Origin of the sequence: Desulfitobacterium sp., from assembly GCF_034927245.1 — a bacterium.
Classification (GTDB): domain Bacteria; phylum Bacillota; class Desulfitobacteriia; order Desulfitobacteriales; family Desulfitobacteriaceae; genus Desulfitobacterium_A.
The window spans coordinates 1-24,624 of record NZ_JAYFQK010000028.1; the positions used below are offsets into that span (position 1 = coordinate 1).

The 24,624-nt window shown below is 41.3% G+C and carries 23 protein-coding genes and 2 pseudogenes; 6 read left to right on the forward strand and 19 right to left on the reverse strand.

Annotated elements, in window-relative coordinates; all coding sequences use genetic code 11:
* Positions 1–133: 133 nt before the first annotated feature.
* The 4 genes and pseudogenes from VB077_RS07865 to VB077_RS16595 form a co-directional block, all read right to left on the reverse strand.
* Positions 134–598, reverse strand: a complete 465-nt coding sequence (locus VB077_RS07865) for a cyclic nucleotide-binding domain-containing protein (protein ID WP_323414675.1) — start codon at positions 596–598, stop codon at positions 134–136.
* Between the two features lie 257 nt (positions 599–855).
* Positions 856–2,250, reverse strand: coding sequence for a reductive dehalogenase (locus VB077_RS07870; protein WP_323414676.1), 1,395 nt, complete (start codon positions 2,248–2,250; stop codon positions 856–858).
* 13 nt (positions 2,251–2,263) lie between these two features.
* A complete protein-coding gene (locus VB077_RS07875; RefSeq protein WP_323414677.1) occupies positions 2,264–2,572 on the reverse strand; it encodes a dehalogenase in 309 nt (102 codons plus the stop codon).
* Between the two features lie 138 nt (positions 2,573–2,710).
* Positions 2,711–2,845: pseudogene (locus VB077_RS16595) on the reverse strand (IS4 family transposase); the annotation flags it as partial.
* Positions 2,846–2,973: 128 nt separating this feature from the next.
* On the opposite strand from VB077_RS16595, the gene VB077_RS07880 reads away from it, so the two are divergent.
* The 4 genes from VB077_RS07880 to VB077_RS07895 all read left to right on the forward strand — a co-directional run bounded on the left by VB077_RS07880 (position 2,974) and on the right by VB077_RS07895 (position 6,465).
* On the forward strand, positions 2,974–3,786 hold the full coding sequence (locus VB077_RS07880; RefSeq protein WP_323414678.1) for a trigger factor: 813 nt from the start codon (positions 2,974–2,976) through the stop codon (positions 3,784–3,786).
* Between the two features lie 58 nt (positions 3,787–3,844).
* A protein-coding gene (locus VB077_RS07885; protein WP_323414679.1) for an IS3 family transposase occupies positions 3,845–4,988 on the forward strand; the annotation gives its coding sequence in 2 pieces (ribosomal slippage) (positions 3,845–4,114 and positions 4,116–4,988; 1,143 coding nt in all).
* A gap of 573 nt (positions 4,989–5,561) precedes the next feature.
* Positions 5,562–6,119 carry a hypothetical protein gene (locus tag VB077_RS07890; RefSeq protein ID WP_323414680.1) on the forward strand — a complete coding sequence of 186 codons (558 nt, stop codon included), beginning with the start codon at positions 5,562–5,564 and terminating at the stop codon, positions 6,117–6,119.
* A 115-nt stretch (positions 6,120–6,234) separates the two neighbouring features.
* Positions 6,235–6,465 (forward strand): 4Fe-4S binding protein, encoded by a 231-nt coding sequence (locus tag VB077_RS07895; protein ID WP_323414681.1) that lies wholly within the window; start codon positions 6,235–6,237, stop codon positions 6,463–6,465.
* 96 nt (positions 6,466–6,561) lie between these two features.
* Here VB077_RS07895 and VB077_RS07900 read toward each other — a convergent pair whose 3' ends face one another.
* The 6 genes from VB077_RS07900 to VB077_RS07925 all read right to left on the reverse strand — a co-directional run bounded on the left by VB077_RS07900 (position 6,562) and on the right by VB077_RS07925 (position 14,387).
* Positions 6,562–7,485, reverse strand: a complete 924-nt coding sequence (locus tag VB077_RS07900; protein WP_323414682.1) for a LysR family transcriptional regulator — start codon at positions 7,483–7,485, stop codon at positions 6,562–6,564.
* Between the two features lie 171 nt (positions 7,486–7,656).
* On the reverse strand, positions 7,657–8,337 hold the full coding sequence (locus VB077_RS07905) for a molecular chaperone TorD family protein (protein WP_323414683.1): 681 nt from the start codon (positions 8,335–8,337) through the stop codon (positions 7,657–7,659).
* A gap of 72 nt (positions 8,338–8,409) precedes the next feature.
* Positions 8,410–9,615: an NrfD/PsrC family molybdoenzyme membrane anchor subunit gene (gene nrfD, locus VB077_RS07910; protein ID WP_323414684.1), complete on the reverse strand. Its 1,206-nt coding sequence runs from the start codon at positions 9,613–9,615 to the stop codon at positions 8,410–8,412.
* 11 nt (positions 9,616–9,626) lie between these two features.
* Complete coding sequence (locus tag VB077_RS07915) at positions 9,627–10,253, reverse strand: 4Fe-4S dicluster domain-containing protein (RefSeq protein WP_323414685.1); 627 nt, start codon at positions 10,251–10,253, stop codon at positions 9,627–9,629.
* A 14-nt stretch (positions 10,254–10,267) separates the two neighbouring features.
* Complete coding sequence (locus VB077_RS07920; protein WP_323414686.1) at positions 10,268–12,703, reverse strand: molybdopterin-dependent oxidoreductase; 2,436 nt, start codon at positions 12,701–12,703, stop codon at positions 10,268–10,270.
* A gap of 274 nt (positions 12,704–12,977) precedes the next feature.
* The gene (locus VB077_RS07925; protein ID WP_323414687.1) at positions 12,978–14,387 is read right to left on the reverse strand and encodes a PLP-dependent aminotransferase family protein; all 1,410 of its coding nucleotides are present in this window, start codon (positions 14,385–14,387) and stop codon (positions 12,978–12,980) included.
* 315 nt (positions 14,388–14,702) lie between these two features.
* Here VB077_RS07925 and VB077_RS07930 point away from each other — a divergent pair, with 315 nt between their 5' ends.
* Positions 14,703–15,176, forward strand: coding sequence for a pyridoxamine 5'-phosphate oxidase family protein (locus VB077_RS07930; protein ID WP_323414688.1), 474 nt, complete (start codon positions 14,703–14,705; stop codon positions 15,174–15,176).
* 52 nt (positions 15,177–15,228) lie between these two features.
* On the opposite strand, the gene VB077_RS07935 is transcribed toward VB077_RS07930, so the two are convergent.
* From VB077_RS07935 to VB077_RS07955, 5 genes are all read right to left on the reverse strand, one after another.
* Positions 15,229–15,501, reverse strand: coding sequence for a hypothetical protein (locus tag VB077_RS07935; RefSeq protein WP_323414689.1), 273 nt, complete (start codon positions 15,499–15,501; stop codon positions 15,229–15,231).
* A 147-nt stretch (positions 15,502–15,648) separates the two neighbouring features.
* The gene (locus VB077_RS07940; RefSeq protein WP_323414690.1) at positions 15,649–16,698 is read right to left on the reverse strand and encodes a cell wall-binding repeat-containing protein; all 1,050 of its coding nucleotides are present in this window, start codon (positions 16,696–16,698) and stop codon (positions 15,649–15,651) included.
* A gap of 309 nt (positions 16,699–17,007) precedes the next feature.
* Entirely contained in the window at positions 17,008–17,799 is a 792-nt protein-coding gene (locus tag VB077_RS07945; RefSeq protein WP_323414691.1) for an ABC transporter permease subunit, read from the reverse strand.
* Between the two features lie 39 nt (positions 17,800–17,838).
* On the reverse strand, positions 17,839–18,636 hold the full coding sequence (locus VB077_RS07950; protein ID WP_323414692.1) for an ABC transporter permease subunit: 798 nt from the start codon (positions 18,634–18,636) through the stop codon (positions 17,839–17,841).
* Between the two features lie 6 nt (positions 18,637–18,642).
* Positions 18,643–19,524 carry an ABC transporter ATP-binding protein gene (locus VB077_RS07955; RefSeq protein WP_323414693.1) on the reverse strand — a complete coding sequence of 294 codons (882 nt, stop codon included), beginning with the start codon at positions 19,522–19,524 and terminating at the stop codon, positions 18,643–18,645.
* A 482-nt stretch (positions 19,525–20,006) separates the two neighbouring features.
* Between VB077_RS07955 and VB077_RS07960 the strand changes: the two genes are divergently transcribed.
* Positions 20,007–20,126, forward strand: a complete 120-nt coding sequence (locus VB077_RS07960) for a DUF2922 domain-containing protein (protein WP_323414702.1) — start codon at positions 20,007–20,009, stop codon at positions 20,124–20,126.
* Here the strand turns inward: VB077_RS07960 and VB077_RS07965 are convergent.
* From VB077_RS07965 to ligD, 4 genes and pseudogenes are all read right to left on the reverse strand, one after another.
* Positions 20,110–21,480, reverse strand: a complete 1,371-nt coding sequence (locus VB077_RS07965; RefSeq protein ID WP_323414694.1) for a D-serine ammonia-lyase — start codon at positions 21,478–21,480, stop codon at positions 20,110–20,112. The two genes, VB077_RS07960 and VB077_RS07965, sit on opposite strands and share 17 nt — an antisense overlap.
* A gap of 34 nt (positions 21,481–21,514) precedes the next feature.
* Positions 21,515–21,590, reverse strand: a pseudogene (locus tag VB077_RS16600) (hypothetical protein); the annotation flags it as partial.
* Positions 21,591–21,596: 6 nt separating this feature from the next.
* Positions 21,597–22,001 carry a TRAP transporter large permease subunit gene (locus VB077_RS07970; protein ID WP_323414703.1) on the reverse strand — a complete coding sequence of 135 codons (405 nt, stop codon included), beginning with the start codon at positions 21,999–22,001 and terminating at the stop codon, positions 21,597–21,599.
* A gap of 108 nt (positions 22,002–22,109) precedes the next feature.
* Positions 22,110–24,611 (reverse strand): DNA ligase D, encoded by a 2,502-nt coding sequence (gene ligD, locus VB077_RS07975; RefSeq protein ID WP_323414704.1) that lies wholly within the window; start codon positions 24,609–24,611, stop codon positions 22,110–22,112.
* Between the last annotated feature and the right edge of the window lie 13 nt (positions 24,612–24,624).

A 24,624-nucleotide genomic window follows, 5' to 3' on the forward strand; every position in this document is an offset into this window, starting at 1 on the left:
TTGGTTAGAATTAAGATTGCCGCCATCGGCAAAGATTTGCGAGAAAAAGAATAACCGCTGAAGGCGGTGAATCTAAAGTTAATAATTAAATGAAATTGGCAATGGGCACATTACCGCCAAAGAACTCAGTTCGCTACATCCTGGAAGAAGGACGGCTTTGATATAAATCCCTAGATTGCATAATAAAGTAATTAGCCTTTTGCAAAAGATTCAAGCAAAAATCTTTTAAGAGAACATTATCCCGTGATAATATTTCAACCATTCCATCTAAAGTAAAAAAACAAACAGTGCTGTTGTCTGTAGCAGTGATTCGAAATTCATGATCCTCATCTTGGAATAAAGCCATTCCTATGTTGTTTTTGTATAATTTGAACATAAATTTTTCAGTACCCTTAGCCGATATTAGATTAACTTCAAGTTGTCCCGATATCACAAAAATGATATAGTTAAAAGGATTGCCTGGCGAAACAATCACGCTTCCTTTTGCAAACGAATGTTTGCTTCCAAGAGAGGTATACATGTTTAATTCTTCTATAGGGTCGAACATAGGAATAATAGGTATATTCAATCGGGGTTCAGCTATCTTTCCCTTTTCCAAATCATTACCACCTTTCATTTCAAAATATAAAACTGCATATTTTGATAGGTAATACTATATTTGACTTAGAGAGGTAACTTGTAGCACTTCCAAAGTATCTTTGTTCATGGATATATTTTCGGCATAAAAGGTAATATTATTTTGAATCAATTGAATAATAACGTTTAAACGGCTAGAGAAAATAGATTCATTTTCTCTAGCCGTGTTTTATGAAATTTAACCTAAACTCAACGTCCATGATGGCCATTTTAAGGCATTTAATTTTTAAGTAACTCCGGCCATTCCAGCCACCACTTATATCTTTCTATTTGTTCATCACCGTACCCAAACATATCGTCAATAGATTTAAGGAGCTTTGATGAACCCTGGCCACGGCTGCCTATCCACGTTCCGGCTGTATGGAACCATGTATCTTCTTTTGAGCTCCAAGGACATACTTTCATACAACGACCACAAGAGGATCCTTCATCATTTGTCGTACGAAAAACTGCACATTTTTTCATATCGCTGTTCCAGCGAAGGTAGCCATTATACTCAACTTGTTCCGTATCATGCGTGATAGCGCCGGATGGACAGTTATCAGCACATTTTTTGCACACCCGACAAAAGTCTTGGAGGCCGAAATCAATTGGTTGATCTGGAGCCAATGGTAAATCGGTAGTTACTGCTGCACATTTTTCGCGAATTCCTAAGTGAGGGTGAACAGTACAATCACCTGTTCTTGATAATTCACCAAGGCCAGCCGCGATGATGCAGGGATCCATAACTGCTATATAATTAGAAAAATGGCTTGCTCTGGCATGATAACCCAGACGACGAATATAGTTCGCAATAATGATACTAATAACAGCCGTCGAATGATAGCCTAGCATAGACTGGGAAGCGCTGATGGAGTCATATCCTGTAGAAGCCAACATTGTTTTTAAGTTCTGATCGACCATAACAACGATGACATATGGCATTCTCTCGGTTACGGGCTTAACTGCTGCCTCTACATCATCTTTCAATATAGCCATATTATCATATACTTTATGCGAATAATAAGCATAAGGCGGCATCTTACCGATTCCTACCTCATCCGCTCTTAGGAAATAGGCTAGATCCTTTATGTTCTGAGACATTTGCTCAGGATCTGGAATTGGCAATTTCCTGGCAGCCGGGGTTCCATCTACAACATCTTCACCTGCCAGCTGATTCATCAAAAGATGCTGTTCCGCATAGGAAACTGGATATTTTTCTACAAAATATTGGGAAGGCTGATTATCCACGATTCTAAAGGCACCGTCTTTAGCTAACGGACCCAATTTACCGCGCATAGCTAACATAAAACCCATATCCGCTTCATTGAAATTTTGCACTTGACCAACAAGTTTTGAGGTACCAAGCCACTGATCATTATACGGAGCTATCTTGACCGAAGCTCCACCATATCTGTCTCCATCTGAATGCAATTTGGATTTTGCGCCATTGTTAGCTGCACTGGCGCCGGTAGCAGCTTCCGCAGCTTCCGCCGCAGAGACAGGAGTTGCTTTAAGAGCAGCCATCATTCCCATAGCTGCAAAGGAAGCAGTACCTGCCTTTAAGAAATTACGTCGACTCATTTGGAGTTTCGGTTCCTGCTGTTCATTTCCCTGTTTCGAAGATTTTGGCATTACCTTTCACCTCCTAAGTTGTAAGATTCTGTTGTTTCTGTTTATTACCTATAAATCCCAGTAACCTTGCTAATAATACTCCAATTATGATAGATAACCCAAAGAAGAGAAAAACCCCCGTACTTGTAGCTTTGACATGACCAACCCGAGAATTAAGTACAACGAAAGATAAGCCTACACAAGTGATCAAAAACCAAATACCATACAGAAACCAGTTAAGAATAGTTTTTTTCTTATCCCCCTTGTTTGCATAAGGTCTTAATGCTAGAATACCTGCTAAAAAAAGCATTCCGACAACAAAGATAAGAACTACGTCAAACATTTCTGCACCCCCTTTGTGAGTTTTTCCACATGCACTGTTTATATTATAACGCTTAAAATATATAACCCTTTTAGTAAGTACTAATTTTCGCAAATATCAAAACGTTACATTAAGCTGTATTTGAATTTGTCAATAAGAAAACTGGTCCAAGAGAAAGGCAGTTACCGTCCTTTGTAGAGTCAGCAAGTCTCTTTTGTATTCAACCTCAAATTAGAGCAGCATCAGAGAACAGTAGGTCATGAGGGCTAAAAGTATTTGGTTAATGACAGCTGAAATAGCGAAATTTAAGGTTATTGGTTTCTTATTAAAAAATATGCAAATGTTTGTAAGAACTAATTTTTTATAAGTATAATTCAGTTAAACTATACTAAATGCGGATAAGTGAAACGGAGATAGGAAGAATGCATGTATTTGAATTGGGACAATATAAGGAACTAAATATTACCCCAGAGGCCATGTTTACTGATGCAGATTTAGATATTGCCGTGACAGAGGCCTTGAACAATATTTCATACCAGTGGGCTAAGAAAAATAAACCTGCTGAAAAAGGCGATGAAGTTATTGTCTCTATTAACGCGCAGTATGATGGAATAGCTGTCCCGGAATTATTTATGTCAAATTTTAAATATACCATCGGCGATCCAAAAATTCTAAAGGAATTTAAAAATGCCATAGGGAAAAAAGCCGGTGAAAACTTTGAGATGGATATCACTATTTCCCCTAATAATCCGGTTGATCGAGTTGCCGGAAAGCTAATACATTTTCTGGGCACGATTCATGAAGTTTTACCTTTTAAAAAAGTCAAAATGAGCAATAACATCGCTCGGAAAATTGATCCTACGATCAGTAGCGTTAGCACTTTGAAATCAAAATTGCGTCAAGTAATCACTGCCAACGCATTGCAATCTATTCGTAAAGATAACCTCAAAGCGGTTTTGGATGGAATCATTGCTCATGCCACCTATGAATTAGATCAAGACGAAGTAAATAAGGTCTGTGAAATGGTCATTGAAACAACTAAACAAAATATTATTTCTGGAAATAGCTTCGGTAAGAGTCCAAATTTTATGTTTTTGCAAGACTTAGATGCTTACTCTTACGCAGACTGTAAATCCCTGGCTGAGCGAACCATTCTCGAAAAACTTGTTGTTGATGAGGTGATTAGACAAGAAAAGATATATAATGTACCCATAAAACCAGACAAACTTTTTTAAAACTAAGTGAACCTTGTATAATAAAAGCAGAAAACTGCTGGAAAAAGAGGTTCATAAAATGGAGAGAAGACAATTCACACCTGAATTTAAGACCAAAATCGTATTAGCACTGTTGAGGGAAGAAAAACCGCTTGGAGAGCTTGCAAACGAACATAACTTGAGTCCCAATCAACTCCGGAACTGGAAAAAGGAGTTTTTGGAAAATGCAACGAGGGTTTTTGCAGAGAGCAAACAGGAGAAAGAAATTCGTGCTAAGGAAAGGGCCATCGACGCAGAACGAAATGAATTAATGGCTAAAGTCGGTCAACTCACGATTGAGAATGACTGGCTTAAAAAAAAATCTGCTCAAGTGCTCGGACCCGACTGGGAGACTAAATCTGGTTTCAAAAAATGAGAAACTGTCGGTTACAAAGCAATGTGAGTTTCTGGAAATTAACAGAACCAGTTTTTACTACACAGTAGCACAACCGGATCAAGACCGAGAAAATACCATTAAAAATAGAATCGATTATTGGCACACTAAAATGCCTTATATGGGCGTTAGAAAACTACGAAAAAAACTGCAGAAAGAAGATGGTCTTCTAGTGGGGCGTAAACTAATTAAACGGTATATGGACGAGATGGGCATTTATGCGGTATACCCCAAGCCTAACTTGTCAAAACGAAATCTACAGCACAAAATCTATCCTTACCTTCTGAGAAACCTTGGAATTAACCATACCAATCAGGTTTGGTCGATCGACATTACCTATATCAGAATGGGCAAAGGTCATATGTATTTAACCGCTATCATCGACTGGTACAGCCGTTACATAGTCGGTTGGCAACTTTCAGATACGCTTGATACAGCACCGGTCTTAGCCGCCGTCCAAGAAGCTATCGATCAATACGGCAAGCCGGAAATTATTAACAGTGACCAAGGAAGTCAATTTACGAGTGATGAGTACACGACGTACCTAAAGGATAATCAAATCAAACAAAGTATGGATGGCAAAGCACGTTGGGTTGACAATGTCGTTATTGAACGTTGGTTTAGAAGCCTAAAAGTCGAACGTATATATCCCTATGAATATCTAAACCCCAGAGCCTTGAGAGCTGGAATTAAAGACTATGTTAGCGAATACAATTACGAAAGGCCGCATGAAGCACACGCCTATCATACACCGGCTGAGGTTTATAGAGGCAAGAAGGCAGCAGCTTAACAGTATGTTGAAGGCCATAGCGCAAACTATCCCCATATTTCGGTGAGCTTATAGTTGCTACAGTCAATGATTACACCTGATCCAGGGTTGTGGACAGTGCCAGCCTAGGGAAAAGCTGTTTGGGGTCTAAATTAAAAGAGCTTTTCCCCAGGCTTTGGACAAGTCTAATTTAGGGTTATGCTATGGGGTTGACTTGCCCACACTGACCACAACCTCTACGACTGCATGGGGTCATTTCTTATACTGCGCGCATCTTATTGTTGATAATACCGAAAGATTAGTTACCAAATATGGAAATACTAGGTTCATCACGAATTATAAATTTTTGTCTTGACAAAGGGACACTTTAGATAAGCCTCCCTGATCAACAACTTTCTCAAGGAAAAACACAGATTCTAAAACAAATGAATGAAAATGAAGAAATATTTAACAAGAACCTCCTTTCGGAAGAAAAATACCATGACAAGCTGTTAACGGATAAAGTATATGATTGTCTCCTGGAATGGAATCTCATAAAACGTTAACAGGATACACGTTAAAGTGGGGGAACCATGAATAACATTATAAGAAGTTGTGAAGCATTTAACTTTTAGTTGTTTGAATAATAAATTTTCCTCAGTTATCACAGTGATTCTATCCCTGCTTTTTTTGATCAGCACTGGCTTGGTATATAAGCTGAGTGCTCGCCCCGCTTGGAACACCGGATGGGTGCTGGTCATTTTTCTGCTCACAGCAGCCCAAGCAGGCAGCTTAGCAACAATGGTAGCTGCAGGATTTTTTACAGGGAGTGTGCCAACCGGTTTATTAGTTACTGCGGTATTGATGTTCGTCCTTTGCGCATTGGGGCAATATTTTTATCTTCAACGGCTTAAAACGCTGGAATATGGTGTAGCCGTTCAAGCTACAGCCGAACCTTATAAGACGACCTTCGTAACCTGGGTTATCTTCGGTGTGCTGGCTATCGCCCTTTGTTTAATAATTTCAGCGGTCAATGGCTCCGCACTGTTTGCCTTTATCGGAACAATGGCCTCAGTTATCGGGATCATTGCCTGGACCATTTTATTTTTTAAAGTAGCTTTAAAAGTTAAGATACTTCCCATGTATGATGTTGATTTGAATGTATATTTTTAAGGATTTCGAGTTGGGCAACAAAAAGAGGGACAATCTCCATTGGGTTGTCCCTTTCTCCTTCTCCTTTTAATGGCAATAAATCAATCCGAAAAGTATGATTTTGGAGAGTCTAGATATGATTAAATTTAGCAAATATTATATCCGTCAAGAACTCTGTAAAGGTTGTCTGGTTTGTCTTAAAATCTGCCCGCAAAAGGCAATCATAAAAAATCCGGATAATAAACCGGAAATCATTCAGGAAAAGTGCGATGGCTGTGGTCTTTGCAAAGAACACTGTAAACTGAGAGTGATCATTAAAAAATTTGGACTAAGAATAAAGCAAAGTGAGCGGTCTGATCCTTTTTAATGAGTGAAAGTAATAAAGGAAACTTACTTCAGGCGGAGTTTGGACTCCCGATAGTTCCGGTGGAACTATCGCACTTGTTTCTGAAGTTTAGTTGACTTACGTTGCGGGAAAGTTCCTATTAATAAATTCGGCTAATTCCAAGGTAGTATGAGAAGGGGGATTATTTCGAGAATAAATAAAGCCGACAAACATCGTAACGCTGTCTTTAATGGGAATAGCAACAAAATTGGAATTGGCATATTTACTGGCTTCCAAATAAGTGTCGGTAAAGCCCACAATTTCTTCATCATAGATTTTGTGGTCGATGATTTGTTGATTAAAAGTTTTAATAACCACGTTTGCTAATTCGCTGTCATTCAGCATATAAGAAAGTAATTCCACTATCATTTCATCGCTGAGGATAGCGAGAGACTGTTGTTTTAACTCTTGGCGCAATAGTATTTTTTTATGAGCCAGCAAGGAGTTTGGGGACACTTTGGCCATGAGAGTGGCTTGGAAGATAGAAGTAAAAATTAAGTCTGTATCCGTTCTTTGTTTGAAATTATTGAGCATATAACTGGGTATGTTGGTGATGCAAATCGTATTTGAGATGTTTGTCGGCAGACTGATCATTATTTCTTCCGGTGATTTTTCGTAAAAGTTAATACTAAGATCGGGAAAACTATCTCTAATGGCTTCATAAATATCTGCCAGCAGATAATTTAAAATATAGGGAGTGGCAAAAATATTGTACTCCGTACCTTCTGACTCCTTTTTTTCCGCAGAAAGCATGGACATTTTTAAACAAAGGTTTTCATATTCATCGATCATTTTTCCGGCAGACTCGGCAAATATTTTTCCTTCGGCCGTTAACATCAGGGAATTTGTATTTCTGTTAAAAAGGGTTACGTGAAATTCTTCTTCTAAGCAATGCAAGGCCTTGCTCAGTCCTTGCTGCGAGATAAAAAGTCTTTTGGCGGCATTTGATATTGATTTGGTCTTTTCGATTTCCAAAAAGTACCTTAGATCTTCTATCCTCATCAAGGTGCCTCCACTTCTATTTTTCTCACGAAAAATAAAACCAAAACCGCTTGATTGTCTACTGTCATCATTTTATTGCTTATTGCATTAGAATTCGACATTCGTCCCTATAAACCTTTATATTTCTGTTTGAACAATGCACATCCCCCTTCGAAGCGGTAAGGTTCTTCTTCAACGCCTATTGTCAGATTCAATAATACCTTCCGCAATTTGTGCCAAATTCTTATAGAATTGATGTCTTGTATTTTTATAAACATCCCGGCAAAATAATTCACCCCATTTGTTGAGATGTTTTATCATAAAGCTCTCGGCTATTAAACGCCATTGTTTTGCTTCTTCATCATTACCATTTTCAAGGCTATTTGCCTCTTTAAAATAAAGGCTCATCAAAAATTCTAATTCCGTTGCAATAAAATCCGGTGGTTCTTTATCATTTAAGCCAACTTTAAAATTTACATCTTTGTATTCCCTTTTCACTTCCTCTGCTGATGGCCCTACCATTAATAAAACATCGCCCCATTCACTGGGAGAATCACAGTACATCGACTCATAAGGATAGACAACCGCCTTCTTGGGGCCGATAAATAGCCATGTATATTCAATTCTCATTTCACGAAGTATTTCTCCATAACTACTTTTTTCGTCATTGACCCAAAAGTTATACAAGTGTTTTAAAGGCTCCTCAAAAAAGGTATTATTTTTAGCCACACTTTTTAGGCAACTATCGAGATCCGACTGAAAAGACCCTTCCAACAACCCTTTTGCGAGTTCTTCGGTCGGATAGCTAAAAGCAATTGATAAAAGTTGAAAAAGGTCTGACTTGGCTTGTGCTATTTCGATACCCTTATTCATAATTAACACCTCAAATACATGGTCACCATAATGCTTTGCGTCATGATGACCATGCTATTGTTATTTAGGAAATTATACGGTTTCTTTATTCTGTAACGGCAAGTACTTAAAACCAAGCAACAGCAAGAGTATCACTAATGCTACTATACTTAATACTAAAGTGCATTCGACTAATGATGGAAAATACCCCTTACCTATATTGGGCACATAACTTCCGGTGATCGCCAGCGGTCCCGTGGGCGCGCCCGGATTTGTAATGTTTACCGCTGAGAAAGCTACCACTAGCATGGTCAGTTTATTTAGGAATACGCCTATAATAGCCAAAACTCCTCCGATGCTAAGCATCATGGAATTGCGTCTGACAGAAGGTGTTAGAAATATAACAATCGCTGCGACTACAACAACCAATTCTGTCCGGAAGTAGGGTAAGGCCGCCCCGGTAAACAAGGCAGAGTTATCAGCCAGTCCTCCTATCGTCCCGGGATAAGCTCCTGTAATTATCTCACTGATTACAAAAATCAATTCGGTGATTAGTGAAACTCCTGTTATTTTAGCCAACGCTTCGCTTAATTTATCATCAACGGTAAGGTAATTGCGCGACTTCAACAAAAGCAAGACGACGGTCAGTAGCGCCGTACCGGCTATAATTGCCGTAATAATAAATGCGACTGGTTGAGCGGGTGAATTCCAAAAAGTATGACTGGCTTGCAAACTATAGGTAAAAGATGATCCCCCCTCTAGTAGACCTACGAAAAGCGCACAATAAGACAGTTTCTTAATAGTATCTTTACTCGTTTTACCTTGATCGAATTTAATTAATTTGTTTAGGAAAATAGCGGAAATAATTAGTAATAGGGCAATAACCAAGCTATCCCAGGACATAGGCGAACCCAAACGCAAATAAACTATCATATGCCAAAACCGTTCCGGTCTACCTAAATGCATAAATATCGCCGCACCCGCTCCTATACTTGCCGCAAGGCCAATAAAAGCTGGAATTTTCGCATAGGATTGATAGCGGGTGATATTCATGACCCCCGGTAATGAGGCAATTATCAACGCACCTGCCGATATGCTCATAAATAACATAAAGGATGCAATATCGACGCCCCATGGATTTATGTTATTAAGGTTAGTTACGGTTGTACCCTTGAAAGTTAAATAACCCCAGGCGACAATTCCGGCCACGATAACCAAACACAAGATAACGGTCCAGGTAATATTTCTTAGATTTTGTTTTTTCTTTATATTGGGCTGAATTACAGTAGGATTGCTCATATGCATACCTCCTAAGTTAAATAGTAAACTGAAGGCTTGGTGCCTTTTTCGACGAGCAACTGATTATACTGACGACTTTGTAATAACTTCGCGACTTCACTGGCAGGATCGTTTAAGTCTCCAAAATAACGTGCCCTCCCTGGGCATAATTCCATGCAATTGGGGACCTTGCCGTCATCAAGTCGAGTGAAACAAAAAATGCATTTACTAACCGTACCCTTCTGCTGAGCACTTGCCCCGATTTTATCTTTAGTGATAGGAAGATAGTATTCCGGTTCACTAACATTGAACTGGCGTACCTCGGTATAAGGGCAAGCTGCGATACAGTACTGGCATCCTATACAACGGTCATAGTCCTGCATAACGACACCATCTTCACGTTTATACGTAGCCCCTACCGGACAGGCCTTAACGCAAGCCGGATTTTCACAATGCTGACAGGATATCGGTAAAAATCCCATTTTAAGGTTGGGGAAAACTCCTTCCGGAGTATCCATATCTTTGCCTCCAACCGTTAAGATTCGGTTCCACCATACCTTATTAGGCAAGTAATTTCCTGATTTGCAAGCGACCGCACAAGTATGACAACCTAAACAGCGCTTTACATCAATCACCATAACCATTCTTTTCTTTGCCATAATGCCACCACCCCCTATTTCTTTCGAATTTCAACCATTACATCAAAAAACGAAGCATTGCAATGGTATGGGTTAGAGTAAGTATCTGTCAGATCATTAATCCCAAAGCCTTCCTTGAACTGCCAATGCTGAAAACCCTTTGACAACCAAAGCATTCCCGGCCGAATAGCTTCGCTCAGAATGGACTTAACAACAACCCTGCCGCGGTCATTGAAGACTTCCACATAATCCTGGGTCTTAATCCCTCGCGCTGCGGCATCAATAGGGTTTAAGCGTACGGTTGGCTCTGGATCAATTTCGCGTAGCCATGGGGTATAATAGTACTCTCCATGGACCATAAAATTTGTTTTCCCATTATAAACAGACAAGGGATATTTCTTGGCGGCAGAACTTTCCGGCCAGGCCTCTTTAGGCGGTATAAACTTGGGCAGATGATAGTCGTCCTTGTTGAACGTCTGACCCCAGTCCACACGCGGAGAAGTATCTTCTACATAAAATTCCAGACGACCCGATTTTGTCGGGAAATGGTTCCCTTCATACTGTATAAAGCCGAGCGGTGTGCCAAGAACTGCCTGCTCTTTCTCAAGTCTTTCAAAAGTAATCCCCATCTTTTTACATTGATCAGAGTCAATAAGCTCTTTGACAAGCTCACTATCATGATCCGGATAGATTTCGCCAACTCCCAATCCTTTAGCCAATAGCCTAAAGATATCCGTATCCGACTTAGAATCATAAAGGGGATCAATGACTCCTTTGGCATACATCACAAACGGGTTGGTACCAAAGTCCATAATTTCTTCAACTTCAAACCAGAACGCGGCCGGAAGTATAATATCTGCATAATGTGTGGTATCTGTCATGCAATAATCAGCGACTACAAACAGATCCAGCTTATCCAAGGCCTTTTTTAGCTGGTTTGTATCGGACGAGTTATACAGGTAGTTTCCGCTGGCGAGAAACATTGCTTTAAGAGGATAGGGTTTACCCGCATAATTTCCACTTTCCATGATATCAGGGAGATTTAGGATATCAATCATCGGTCCGGTCTTTCCGGTTGGTGTACTGAAGCCCTCGGTATTTAAATTATAGGAATAATTCCACCAATGGCCGATGGAAGCGCCTTTCTTGGCAATATTTCCAGTGAGGGCAGCAAGTACGCTTATGGCATGAGGAAGAATGGTGCCGTTATCATACTGGTTGAATCCCCAGCCCGAAAAGATACTGGAAGGAGTGTTGAGGGCATACTGATAGGCAAGGTCGGTAATCACCTCGGGGTTAATATCCGTTAATTTGGCTACAGCCTCGGGTGAATAATCTGCCAGCAGCTCTTTAAGGAGTTGGAAGGCGGTGCTTACTTTGATACCATTGACAGTAAAGGAACCTTCCAACGCCGGGTGATCTACTTTAGTAAGAACATCGGCCTTATTGGACTTGCTGTCCCAAACCACGTAGGGATCATTTTCCGAAGATTTTACACCGGTAAGGTCACTCTGCCTCAGGAAAACCTTGGTATCCGCGCGGACGAGGAAGGGCGCGACCGTATACTTCAACAAATATTCTTTATTATGAAGATTTTCTTTTATAATGACATGTGACATGCCATTAGCCAACGCAGCATCCGAACCTGCACGGATAGGAATCCATTGATCGGCCTTGGCCGCGGAAACAGTAAAGTTGGGGTCAATGACGATGAGTTTTCCGCCATTGTCTTGCATTTCTCTAATAAAATGCCAAGCCTGGATAAAGGCTACCGCCGGATTTGCTCCCCAACAAAGGTATGTCTTGGCATTGACACAATCACTAAATTCGTTACCTTGAATATAATCCTTGCCGAACCCCAAAGGTTTAGCGTATCCAAATTCACCGGCAGCATCTGCGTCATCAAAAACATAGGTAGCTTCCAAACTGTTTTGGAGGCGGTAAATCCCGTATATTCCAGAAAGATTAGCATTATTACCATAACCACTGGTAATCGCTAGGGCAGCTTTACCATACTTCTCTCGTACCTTTTTGAATTTGGGAATTATCGTGTTCATAGCTTCATCCCAGGAAATACGTTCCCATTTTCCGGAACCGCGTTCACCCACTCTTTTCATTGGGTACTTGAGCCTGTCCGGATGGTATATTCTCTGGGCATGAGAAAGCCCTCTAAGACAAATCCGGTTGTAGCGCTCATCAGGTAAGGAGGCCATTGAAGTTCTAATGATATTCCCATCTTTGATATGAAGATTGAGAAAACAGCTATTACTGCATCCCATCCGGCAAAAGCTCTTTACTAATGTCTCGGCGGAATCCGAGGGATCATTCTTTTGGGCTACTGCACTTCCTAAACCTAGCCATGGGTTTGTCAGTGTCATTCCTACCGCTACCGTTGTTGCTCCCGCCGCTTTAAGAAAGGAACGTCTCGTTAGACAATTTTCTTCAGGATATTTTTTGTGTTTAATATCCATTTTTCTCTTGCCTCCTTAGGTATTAATATTCGTTAAACCGCTTTAGCAAGATTATCATAAGTCCATTTTGTCTTTATTTTAAGTGCCGGTTTCAAGAAAAAAGATGGATACAGTCGCTTGGTGTTTGACAGCACTTTTGTCGCTACTGCTACATAAAAAATATGATAGACGGGTGGTTTTGGAAATCAAAACTACCGTCTATCATATTTTTTCTTACTATAATAACAAAACCGGCCTTTTTTAAGAGCTAGTAACCTTATAGGATACAGTTTAATCAGGAAAACCAAGCCCGCGATAAAATCTCCACCGCTTTCGGGATATCTGTCTCCGATATCATACCATATCCGAGGATAAGGGCATTATTCTTGTAATTCCGCTTGTTCAGCCAAAAAGGAGATGCGGCACATACCTTGATTTTGCATTCAAGCGCCTTTCGGATAAGCTCATCCTCCTGCTGCCCATCTAAAAACTCCAGAAGAATGTGTAATCCGGCCTGATGCCCATAAATTCGCACCTTACTCCCCATATTTTGGTGGATCGCATGGATCAAGATATCGTGTTTCTTTTTTTGAGATAGGCAAAGCCTTCGTACATGCTTTTCCCAATGCCCGTCAGCCATAAAACGGGCCAGTATTTTCTGCTCTATCAATGGCACAGTACATTGATATCCGATAAATCTCTCCTGATAGGCCGACAGTAGCCATGTAGGCAATATCATATAGGCCATCCGCAGTCCGGGAGAAAGTGCTTTGGAGAAGGTACCAACATAGACTACACGCTCATATCGGTCAATGGATTGAAGCGCGGGTATGGGCCGTCCGTTGTAGCGAAATTCGCTATCATAGTCATCCTCAATAATGAGATTATCATATTCCTGTGCCCATCTGAGCATTTCCATCCGCTTGTGGATAGGCATAACTGCGCCCATTGGAAATTGGTGAGATGGCGCGATGTAAACTATTCTTGCGGGCGATGTGACAAGTTCGGTTAATCCAATCCCATCTTCATGGACTGGAATTGATAAAATCTCAAATTCATTTCTTTGAAAGATAACACTGACACCGTTGTAGCAGGGCTCCTCCAAGGCGACCTTTTTTTCCCCGTATGGGAATAGTCTTATCAAAATTTCGAGAGCGGACTGTGTACCGCTGCAAATGATTATCTGCTCGGGTTTGCAGTTGACACCACGGCTGAGATATAAATATTTCATCAGTTGGATTCGAAGATCTCTGTCGCCTTGTACATCGCCCTCTCGATGGACTTTCTGCGCATGTTGCCCATCCAAAACCTCCGTCATACACTGTCTCCAGAGCTTATACGGAAAGCTCGCGGCATCAAGACTTCCGTACTGAAAGCTATACCTGATATTTTGGGTCTTATGGCCTGATGCAGCCATCGGGACCTTATTCATTGTTACTCTTTTCGTGACGCTTTGGTCAAGATCAAATTGCGTATTATTGACCACATATCCAGAGCCTGCCTTGCTTGTAATGTATCCCTCCAGCGCCAATTGCGCATACGAATTTTCGACAGTATTGCGTCCAATATTCAATTCTTTTGCAAGTGCTCTCGTGGATGTTATCCGTGTACCGACAGGAATTTTTCCTTCAAGAATATCTTGTTTTAATTGTTCATATATCTGCTGATAAATCGGCTTTTTGCTTTTATGCTCAATGTGCAGCAATTCACAGTTCCCCCCATCCACGATAATTACTACCATTATGCCATAAAAACGCTTAACTGTATTCCATAGAATTTTGAAATTCAACTTCGTACAACTGTCCATAGATATAATAACTGTATCCTATAAAAGCAATAATACCGTCCCTTACCATGGGGACGATATTATTATATAATCATGGAAATGAGCCACCGCTCGACAGAGTACGGTGTCATCATCAAAGAGGGTGAACCTTTGCTGCGGGAGATAGTCAACGGCGGGCGTGAATCCACAGTCGAGTATTAAAACCAAATAAGTTAATTACGGGAGGGCATTTATATGCAGTACAGAATGAAAACGCACTCTTTGTCAAAAGAACAGTTGAATCATTTGTTGTCAAGAGCGCAAACAGGAAGTCTATCAACACTCAATGCAGACGGCACACCCTATAACACTCCAGTTCACTTTGTCTATATGGATGAGAACATCTATGTGCACGGATTACCGAAGGGACAAAAGATCAACAATATCATTCGTGACAGCAAAGTGGGATTTACCGTGTACAATATGCAGGAGCTTCAGCTTGATGCGAATGGTAAGCCCTGCGATACCAATACGAAATATGAAAGTGCAATTGTAACAGGGAACGCCACTCTGGTCGAGGACACGAGAGAAAAGAAAATAGTGCTACAAAAAATCGTGGAAAAATATACGCCCCATTTGACGGACGCACCGCTTCCCGAAAATATGATTCGAGGCACCGCTGTAATACGAATCATTATTGCTGAATTGACCGGCAAGTATTATGAGTAAATAGGTTTGTATTGCATGATATCCAACTGAATAGCCGGTTAGACCTCCTCTTTCAAAATGGCAATTCATCATCATCTACGTTTTGTTTTTCAACGTCAATTTCAGAAAACCGGTTGCCATCGAAGTGCATAATTTTCGATGGGATCAGCACATCATTGGATGGCACCATAGTTTCAGAGGTAAAAGCATTTTCAGTTGAACCGTTCCTCTTTGCTTTTTTGCCGGATTTCCCGGAACAATCCTTACAAATGTGATTTTTATGTCCTTTTCCTGAAAATTTCTCATTGGCCCGTATTCTGCCACATATTCTGCAATAGTGCCCCATTATTAAACCCCCTCATTACATCCGACTTTCTTCGACTAAGATTATACGATTATACCATGGAATGTAAAAATCAGGATGGAAAAGAGAAAACCAACTACCACGAAGGTAGCTGGCTCAAATTTAATATTATAAACCTGCTAAATGTTTTTATGCTACTTCGATAGCATCAATCCTAGCTTGTAAATCAGTTTTATCTGCGCCATCCGGTAAAGCGGTTACCAGATCTTGAGCTGCTGTTACATCCGCTTGGAGTTTGCTTTCTTCAGCTTTCACTACAGCGGCTGTTGCTGTTTCTAAGGCTTTTGCTTCTGTATCTCCGGCAATCAATTGAGCGGTAATTTCATCCGTAACAACGGTTTTTCCACCAAGAGCTGTTACAATAGCATTATTAGCCAGTTTGCCATAAACTTCGGCGGCAGCTGTAACACTATTGTCATCTGCCAAGACAATCGGCGCACCGGACTTGGCTGCAAGAGATGATGCTACGAGAGAATCCACTAAATGCGCATCTGTACCATTAGCAATGTAGACATTGTCATATTTATAAGTGAAAGCCTTAAGCACGGCTTGGTTCGTAGCGAAGCGATCTGCGCCATAGTAACGCTCTGCACCTTCAATATCTTTTACAAGAGTAGGTCCACCGATAATATTAACTTCTGCACCCATGTAAGCAGTTTCCGATTCTGGAAGAGTACCGTCGGGATTAGCCACTAAAATCGAGTAGTTGTTGGCTGCGGCATAGGAAGCTACTGATAAAGCATCGGGAAGTGCATCGTAACCAACGACAAAAGAACCTGCAGGATTGGTCAATTTGCTAGAGATAGCAGCCGCCGTCGCTGTGCGATCCTCACCCTTGAGCACGGTCGGAGTAATACCCATCGCGGTTAATTGATCAATCACCGGTTGGTCGATAGCGCCTACTACATAAACCTTCGTCACGCCTAATTTTCCAAGTTCGGCTGCAGTAGTCACGTTCAAACTATCGTTTTCCGTCAATAAAATCGGAGTAGTGTTTCCGGCTAGAGGTGCTGCCGCTAAGGCGTCTACCAAATTAGCATCTGCTGAGGAAGCCAAGATGGCCGTATCTGCAGTAGTCCAACCGGCGTTGGCAACGGCAACGGCTGTTCCAACTCTATCCGAACCGAAAAGACGCGCAGCGGTTACCCCTGTATCCGCAAAGGCCTGGACAGGAGACATAGTTAGGGCAGTCCCCACGATAAGTAAACTAGCTAATGTTTTCGTTGTTAAGTTTTTCATTAAGTAAAAATCTCCTCTCTTGTAATGGTTTTTTCTATCGAATTCTGTCGTAACGATACTGTAAAAAGCGGAATAATTCAACATGTAAAATATTCCGCTTTTTTAGCAAAGCTGCTTAACTGTAAGCTGTTTATCCTATTTTATACACGTTTGGTTTTACATGGTTCAAACGGCATCACTTAATCTACTAAGGAATAATTTACATGTTTATAAATAGAAGGCATTTGTCGAAATGCGTTGAAATAAACCTCAGATACTCAAATCTCTTTTACCGTAAAAGAAATAGGTTAACATCGCCAAAATACATACAAGTGAAATGGAGAGGATAACAATGCCAACGTTGAGGCCGTTTCCATTGACAATATTTTGATCGTTAAAATATTTAAAGGGCGAAAGCACATTTAGGAAATTTACACGATCCGTCAAATCCGTTATTTTGGATATTACATAGCAACCGAACAATATTCCTGCAGCAAGGGATCCTGAGGTTTTCGCATTCTTCAAGCTAGCTGAAAATACAGCCCCAAGTGACAGGAAGATTAACTGAACGATAAACATGCTAAAAAGGAATGCTGCTACTTCACCGGAAATATCTTCGCCCTTGTTATAAGCTGCTGCCATAAGGATTGATGAAATCAGGGTAACAACATTGACAACCATGACATTCACCAGGGCTGCAAGGAATTTTGAAGTGATGATGGAAGTTCTCGACACAGGTTTGACCATCAAGAATTCAGTAGTCTTATCCCGTTCCTCTTTCGCAATGATGCTGCTTCCAAGCAGTACAGCATGGATTGCGGCCGTAATCTCGATGTAAGGAAAAAGGAACGCATAAAAACCGCTCATGGTGGTCACATCAAAGGAACCAATTCCCAGCAGTGCTTTTAATGAATAGGGCATCTCACTAAAAATGGCCCCGGTCGCACCGGAAGAATAAGCCGTATACTTGCCCATGCCACTCAGGACCAACAAAAATATACTTACGCTCCATATGATCAGGGCTTTTCGATTAGCCTTCAGTTCTCTTAAAAAAACATTCATGACCAGACCTCCTCCTGATTTAATCCTGGAGTCTTTCAGTTATACATGGATATCCTTCTTTACATAAATCATATAACTTGCCACTGCTGCAACGACTATAATAACTGCACCTGCAATCAAATAGGGAGCCTCATAGCTTGCGTTTTTGATGATATAGGTGATATCAAAATACTTAAAAGGCGAAATAAAACGGAGCACATCATCGTTTTTACCCGTGACAATGAGCGCCCCGACCAAGTATAATCCGAAAACCACGCCAAGCGAGATCGGGAGTATGGATTTAAGCCTTTTAAAGAACAAGGAAACAAACATCCCGAAGCATAAGAAAATTAACTGAATAAAAAGCAAGGTAAGGTTGATCATGAAAAACAATTTTTGATCAAAATCCGCTGTTTGGGTTGTATTGGCAAGGATACTCGATCCGGCATAAAAAAATATATTTGTTGCCAGAATCATAGTGAAAGCTGCCATAAGCTTTGCAGTGATGATTGCTAGGCGTGAAACCGGCTTGACCAGAAGAAAGTCCGCTGTCCTCTCCCGTGTTTCCTTGGAAAGGATGGAAACTCCGAGATTCATGGCCTGAATAGCTCCAAAAAGCGTGACAAAAGAAAATATCATCGCGTAGAACCCCAAAAATGATGTGATGTAATCAAGATTAATGCCAAGCATCGCTCTCACTGAAGCAGGATAGCCACTGAGTAATTTTTTAAAGTCATCTGCATCTTTTGCTACGCTGGGATAGATGGAGATATAGAACAATGCCAAAGTAATTAAGGCGCAAGTCCATATAATCGTCGATTTTCTCATGGACTTAAGCTCGAATAGATACATATTCATTATCCCTTAATCCTCCTTTGCGTAATAATGCAAGAAGATTTCCTCAAGGTCAGGCTCGACTATGGATATATTGTGAAGCTCAATTTCAGAGATTGTTTTCAAAATGGCATTGATATCTCCCTTAAATATGAAGTGAGCTGTATTGTTTTTGACCTCAAGATCACTCACCCCACTGATATTGAAGGCTTCTTGAGGAATTGCAGATTTGGCTTCAACACTGAATCTTTTGTAGCTGTTCTCCTGCAAGGTACTTATCTTTTCAAGCTTAATGATTTTGCCGTCTTTAATAAAAGCGACCCTGCTGCACATTTTCTTTACCTCTCCGAGGATGTGTGAGGATAAGAGCACGGTGGCACCCTTTTTGTTCTCCTCTCCTATCAGTTCAAAGAATCTCTGCTGCATCAATGGATCAAGCCCACTTGTGGGTTCATCCAGGATGATCAGTTTAGGCTCATGAAGTAACCCTTGCACGATACCGACTTTCTTCTTATTGCCAAAGGAGAGGTCATCAATCTTCCTTTTCAGGTCAAGATCCATTCTTTCTGCCAGTTCGTTTATTCTCTTCGAGCAGTTCTTTTTATAGAAGCTGGCTGAATACTTAAGTAGGTCAATCACTCTCATATTTTCGTAGTAAAACACCTCCGAGGGCAGGTATCCAAGATCTTTTCTTACTTCCGGGTGTTCTAGGCAGCTCTTCCCAAATAGTGTTGCACTTCCGCTTGTTGGATAGATAAGCCCCAGCAGCGTCCTAATGGCTGTGGATTTTCCCGCCCCGTTTGGCCCTATAAACCCAAAAATCTCCCCCTGCTCCACGTTCAGATTCACATCGATGATGCCTCTTGCTCTGCCATAATATTTCGTGAGATCTTTCATTTCGATAATACTCATAGGTACCCTCCGATTTCACATTTATAAAATCAACCTTACCCAAATGGCTTAATATCGTCTTTTACTTCGTAGTATCAAACTGTTTAACAAATTTCATTCAAATTGGCACAAAATCAAATTAAATAAAGGCATACAAAATAGTTCCCTCAAAACACGTGTCTAAGGGAACAAATAATACGTTTTAAACTTACTCTATCAATGTTTCACAGAATATGTGGCCAGGTTCACAAATGTGATAAACCTCGTATAAACAGCCTGTCCCAGATTCGAAGGCACCTTCGAATCCGGGACAGGCCTAGGTTTGTATCCAAAATCAAAAACAGCGGGCCATGAGAGCGTTGCCATAAGAAAATATTGTGAAAACCATCTCGGTATTAGAGAAGAGCGGCAGTTCATCGGGAACAGGCGGAGGACTAAATTGATCATAGTAAACCTACCCAACAAAATAAACAAAATCTGGGGAGGCATGTGAAACGTTTTCAATCACCATTCCCGATCCGAAGAAAAGCCTGCAGAAGGCTGAGACCAAGGCCGTTATGGACACGATTATTCAGAAGGATATATTCCTTACAAAAGAACTTTTAATTATATCAGAGTTGTAGATAACTCTTTGCCTTTTTCAATATAGGCTTCCATTACATTTTTGGGAACCATACTACCCCCTGTTGCCCAAGCAATATGTGAAACATTATTTATCTTATCTTTTAAGTTATGACTCTCGATATACTTTTGTCCAGCTTCATCTCTGAATAATTGAATGGGGCCATAGACTCCAGCTAACGCAGATGGTTCTAATTGAATATTTTCTGAGTCGGATAACATACTTAATAGTATATATAACTGCTCATCTTGTACTGTATATGATCCACTTATTAGGTTTTCTAATGTTTTCCCTACGAAACCTGAAGCTCTACCCACAGCGAGCCCATCCGCATCAGTAATGTTATCAATACCAAAATCTTGTACAGATACTTTATTATGCAGCCCTGTCATTAATCCTATAACCATACAGGGAGAATGTGTTGGTTCAGCAAAGAAGCAATGTACATTATCCTTGAAAACTAGCTTTAACCCAAATGATACTCCACCAGGTCCGCCACCAACTCCACATGGGAGATAAACAAATAATGGATGATCTTCATCGACAACGACATTAATTTCTTCTAACTGCCTTTTCAATCTAGAAGCCGCAACAGCATACCCTAAAAATAAGTTAGTTAAATTTTCATCATCAACAAAGTACATGTTGGGATCAGCTTCTGCTTGTTTTCTACCTTCCTCTACTGCCTTGCTATAATCTGATTCATATTCAACTACTGTTACACCCTTGCTTCTAAGGAGGTCTTTTTTCCATTGTTTTGCATCAGCTGACATATGAACATAAACCTTGAACCCTAATTGTGCACTCATTATCCCAATACTAAGTCCTAAGTTTCCAGTTGATCCTACTGCAATAGAATACTGAGAGAAGAACTTTCTAAATTCATCGCTATCCAGAATTGAATAATCATCTTTTTCTGTTAACATGTTATTCTCAATAGCTAGATCTTCTGCATGTTTTAAAACCTCATAAATACCGCCTCTTGCTTTAATTGATCCCGAGATAGCAAGATGGCTATCACACTTGAGTAATAATTGACCTAAGATGTCTTGTTTATATGTCTCTTCTATTTTGCTTTGCATATTAGGAATCGGCACAATTGGTGATTCAATAATTCCATGGTTTTTTTGTGTTTCTGGAAAAACTTTAGCAATATATGGAGCAAATCGATTTAATCTTTCCGCTGCTTCTTCTACATCCTTTTTTGATAAAGAGATCTTTTTTATCGCATCCGCAAATTTTTCATATTTAGAATTTGTCCAAAACACTTCGTCAATTGAAACAATTTTTCTCATTAAAGGATAGTTTTCTTCCCATTTCTTTATAGTTTTTCCTTGAATTACCTTATTTCTCATACAAAACTATCTCCCTTCAAAATGCACTTATTTTTTATATACCAACGACTTGTGCTAAAAGCAAAACCCCTCCTAATGCAACAACGGATGCAATAACGGTCGCAGCAGTGAAGCTCTTAAACGCATCTGTTAATGATAATCCAAAAAATTCTTTTACAAGCCAGAAGAATGGGGTTCATATGTAATGATGTCATAATATCAGTTAACGCTTTACCTAACCCACTATCAATTAAAATGGCTTTAAAAGCACCGCCACCACCAATGATCAGCAAAATGCCTGCGATTGACTTAAATCCTTCCTCGGTAAGAGATAATAGATCTTTCATCTTTAGACCACGAGAAAGTCCCAGTGTATAATAAGCTACAAATACTGAAATAAGTAAAGCGATAATTGGATCGCCTAAAAATGTAACAAGATTGTAAGACGTGGAATCTTTCGGAAGGAATATTACACTGATTGTTTTTACTACCATTATGAGTAAAGGTAATAAGATAGTAAATAAGGTAATTCCAAACCAAATAGAAAAACCGAGTCAAAGGCTCGGTTTTTCTATTTTAAATCCGTTATTTGTATTCGCATCCATGAATTCCTTTATAGTACTCCGGGTAGATTGTCCCTCCACGCCTGCTCATTTAAGCTGTTGATTATTCCGGAAAAAATCTACCCAAGGGTCATTGCCACCGATCCTCCGGAGTGCCTCCGCCATATTGATGCCATCTGGAGCCACCGTGTCCAGTTCATCCCAGGCGATCGGCATGGACACCCCGGCCCCTTTTCTCGCTCTTAGGGAATAAGGGGCAATACTGGTAGCCCCTCTGCCATTACGAATCCAGTCGATAAATATCTTGTTGGTACGCTTGGCTTTTCTGACATTGCTTGTGTAGTGATCAGGCCACTTCTGCTCCATCACTTGGGCAACGCGCTTGGCAAAATCGTGAAACACATCCCAGGAAACGGCGGGTTTTAAAGGGACGACCACATGATACCCTTTGCCGCCGCTGGTCTTAAGATACGAATTCAGCGAAAGTTCGCTAAGAATATTTTTCATATCCCGTACACCCTGACGCACCGTACTCAGATCCATTCCCTCATCCGGGTCCAGATCAAATACCATCAGATCAGGCTTTTCCAGCTGGTCCACACGGCTTCCCCAGGCATGAAATTCCAGCGTGCCCATTTGTGCTTCGGCAATCAGTCCGGATGCGTTCTCAATATAAAAATAATCTTCCGTTTCACCGTCACGGGTGGAAATAGGAAGGGTGACGATTCCTTGGCTGCCCGGACCGGGATGCTTCTTATAAAAGCAGGTCTGGGAGATGCCCTTGGGACAACGCACAATGCTAAGGACCCTGTGGCTCACATACGGCAGCATGCGCTCTGACACCTTGGCATAATACCGGATCACATCCCCTTTGGTAATTTCAGAGTCGGCAAAGATCACCTTATCCGGGTTGCTAATCCTTATTCCTTCGATAATGATGCTGTTGGTATTTGCTTTCACTAAACTCGCCGTCTCCTTTACCGTTAACTGAGGCCGGGATTCAGCATGTTCCCTTTCCTCATTCGTCCTTCCCTCATCCATTTTCTCGTCATTTACTACTTCGTCATCCGCTTTCTCCTTTTTGATATCCCTGGGATCTTTATCCTTCCGCAGGCCTTTGAAGCTTGCCTGCCTTAACCGATGATCTTCGGTCCATTCGGCAAATTTGATTTCTGCGACCAGTTCAGGTTCAAGCCAGGTGATCGTTTCATTCGACCTGGACTTTGGCGCGAGTTTGAAGGGGGGCTCCATTCTCTTTATGCTCTTAAATTCTCCCTCAAGCTCTTTCCTGTCATCTTCGCTCAATCCGGTGCCGGCACGTCCGGCATAGACTAATTCCCCACCTTCATAAACCCCAAGGAGCACTGAACTTATCCCGCTCGTTTTTTTAGCGGAAAGGGTATAGCCGCCGATGACAAATTCCTGCCTTTGCTCGCATTTAAGTTTGATCCAATCGCCATTTCTTGTTTCGCTGTAAACAGAATCGGTCTTTTTACCGATGATCCCTTCCATGCCTGCCTCACAGGCTACGCGGAAGCTTTCCTTGCCAGTCCCTCTGATATGGTGGCTGTAGTGGAGATTCTGGGGTGCATCCTTCATCAAAGTTTCCAGCATTTCCTTCCTGTCGATCAGGCGGTGTCCCCGGAGGTCTGCCCCATCCAGCGCCAGGAGATCAAAGACGATATAGGTCAGGTTTTGGGCCTGGGGATTTTTTAAATAGTTCTGCAAAGCCTGAAAATCCGTCCTGCCCGCTGCGTCCGTGATGGCTATTTCTCCGTCCAGAATCATCGCTCTTCCGTCAGCCCAATTGATGAGGGAAGAGGCGACATCCTGGAACCGTTCAGTATAATCGTTACCGTTTCGGGTGATGAGTCGGACGCTGTTGCCTTCAATATACGCCAGTATCCTGTAGCCGTCGTATTTCAACTCATAAAGCCAATCCTCACCCTCTGGAATCGTCCGAACTAATTGGGCCAGCTGTACACCGGTGGTGCTGAAGGGGTTGCGCGTGATCTTTTCATCTTCCCCTTCTTCAATTTCCGTCATGGTGCGTCCTGTTCTGATGCTTGTGGTCAATTCGGAAATCCCGTCATCAGTTTTGGCATACTCATCTTTTTCTTTAAGCAGCAGCCAGTTATCTTTCGTCTCGCCCGCTTTCCTTTTCAACCGCACCAGGGCCCACTTTCCCTTCAGTCTTCTTCCTTTCAGAACAAACTTCAGCACACCTGCACGGAGTCCGTCATCCACATCCCCATAAGGTTCCCAGCAGCCCTCATCCCAGAGCATCACGACTCCGCCGCCATATTCCCCCTTGGGAATCGTCCCCTCAAAGTTCCTGTATTCCAAAGGATGCTCCTCTACCTGTACGGCGAGCCTCTTGTCCCGAGTATCGTAGGAAGGACCCTTGGGCACTGCCCAGCTCAACAAGGCTCCGTCCCATTCCAAACGGAGGTCGTAGTGATCTCTGCGGGCGATATGGTGTTGCACGACAAACCTTAGACCCGCTTGGGCCATTTCGGTTATTCCTTCCGGTTCCAAAGTTCTTTCAAAATTCCTTTTTTGGTTGTATCTGTTGAGTTTTGCAGTCATATAAACCTTCATC